Source organism: Collinsella sp. CLA-ER-H7 (assembly GCF_040092345.1).
Lineage (GTDB): Bacteria > Actinomycetota > Coriobacteriia > Coriobacteriales > Coriobacteriaceae > Collinsella.
Map to the genome: position 1 here is coordinate 1 of NZ_JBBNLT010000029.1, position 1794 is coordinate 1794.

General features: G+C 69.0%; 1 protein-coding gene and 1 pseudogene. Both read right to left on the reverse strand.

Annotated features, from left to right (window positions below; translation table 11 throughout):
• Positions 1–1389, reverse strand: a 1389-nt coding sequence (locus tag AAAX75_RS10015) for a sugar nucleotide-binding protein (RefSeq protein WP_349092071.1), incomplete at its 3' end; no start/stop codon positions are given.
• Between the two features lie 122 nt (positions 1390–1511).
• Positions 1512–1794: pseudogene (locus tag AAAX75_RS10020) on the reverse strand (dTDP-glucose 4,6-dehydratase); the annotation flags it as partial.

Consider the following 1794-nt stretch of genomic DNA (forward strand, 5'->3'; position numbering starts at 1 on the left):
GAGCTTGGACAGGTCGAGCGCGGAGTGGACCGGGCGCGGGGCGACGGGGCCCTCGGCGCTCGCGTAGTAGTCGGCGGTCGATACCGGCACGACCCTGTCCCCGTTGCCGTTGGCGGCCTCGAAGACGGCGCGGGCTATGTCGGCCCAGGACTTGACGGTGCCGGAGCCGGTGCAGTTATAGGTGCCGTAGGGGGCGTGCGTCCCCAGCACGTGGAAGATGGCCTCGGCCATGTCGCGCGTGAAGGTCAGGCGGCCCAGCTGGTCGTCGACGACCGTGACCTGCTCGAGCCCGTCCTCGGGGTCGGCGACGCGGTCGGACAGGCCCTTCATCGTCTTGACGAAGTTGCGGCCCTCGCCGATGACCCAGCTGGAGCGCATGATGTAGTGGCGCGGGCACCCGGCCACGGCGATGTCGCCGGCGGCCTTGGTCTGGCCGTAGACGGACAGCGGGCTGAGGGGCTCGTCCTCGTCATGCACCTCGGCGGTGCCGTCGAAGACGTAGTCGCTGGACACGTGGACGAGGGTGATCCCGTGATCAGAGCATGTGCGGGCGAGGAGGGCGGGGCCGGTCGCGTTGGCCTTCCAGGCGGTCGCGCGGCCCTCGGCGGTCTCCGCCCTGTCCACGGCGGTGTAGGCGCCGCAGTTGATCACGGTGCCGTAGAGCGACCAGTCGTACTGTGTGTAGGCGTCCGGGTCTGACATATCGAAGGTGTCGATGTCGCAGAAGTCGAAGTCCTTGGCGACGCCGCGCTCCTCCGCCAGCCTGCGCACAGCATGGCCCAGCTGGCCGTTGCAGCCGGTGACGAGCGTCCTCTTGGGCGCCATGGGGACGACGTCCCTGAGCATCGGGTGGTTGAGGTCGGCCTCGGAGACGGTGGCCTCATCGAGCGGGATCGGCCACTCGATGGCGAGCTCGGGGTCGGCGAGGTTCACGAAGGTGTAGGTCTTCTTGAGCTCGAGGGACCAGTGGGCGTCCACCAGGTAGGTGTAGGCGGTGCCGTCCTCCAGGGCCTGGAAGGAGTTGCCCACGCCGCGCGGGACGTAGATGGCCTTGGACGGGTCGAGCGTGCAGGTGAACACCTTCCCGTAGGTCTCGCTGCCCTCGCGCAGGTCCACCCAGGCGCCGAAGACGCTGCCGCGCGCCACGGAGATGAACTTGTCCCAGGGCTCGGCGTGGATGCCGCGGGTGACGCCGCGGCTGTCGTTGTAGGAGATGTTGTTCTGGACGACCCTGAGGTCCGGGATGCCCAGGGCGGTCATCTTGGCGCGCTGCCAGTTCTCCTTGAACCAGCCGCGCGAGTCGCCGTGGACGGCGAGGTCGACGACCTTGAGGCCCTCGATGCCGGTCTCGGCGACGGAGAGGTCCTTCTCGAATGCGATGTCTGCCATATGGGAAAAGCTCCTATCGAAGAGGTTGAAACGGCGAAGGCGCCCGCGCGGGGCCGCAGGATCATCCCCATGCCCTGCGGCCCCGCGCGGGCGCCCCGCGGTGCGCTTCGCCGGGGTGTGGCCTACTGGCCCTGTGCGCGGTAACGGGCCTCGGTGGCCTCCTTGGCCGGGCGCCACCAGGACTCGTTCTCGACGTACCAGTCGATGGTGGCCTTCAGCCCCTCGGCGAAGTCGGTGTGCGCCGGCCTCCAGCCCAGCTCGCGCTGGAGCTTGGTGGAGTCGATGGCGTAGCGGCGGTCGTGGCCGGGGCGGTCGGCGACCCAGTCGAAGTCCTCGGGGTCGCGGCCCATCGCCTCGAGGATCATGCGCAGGACGGTGATGTTGTTCTTCTCGCCATTAGCCCCG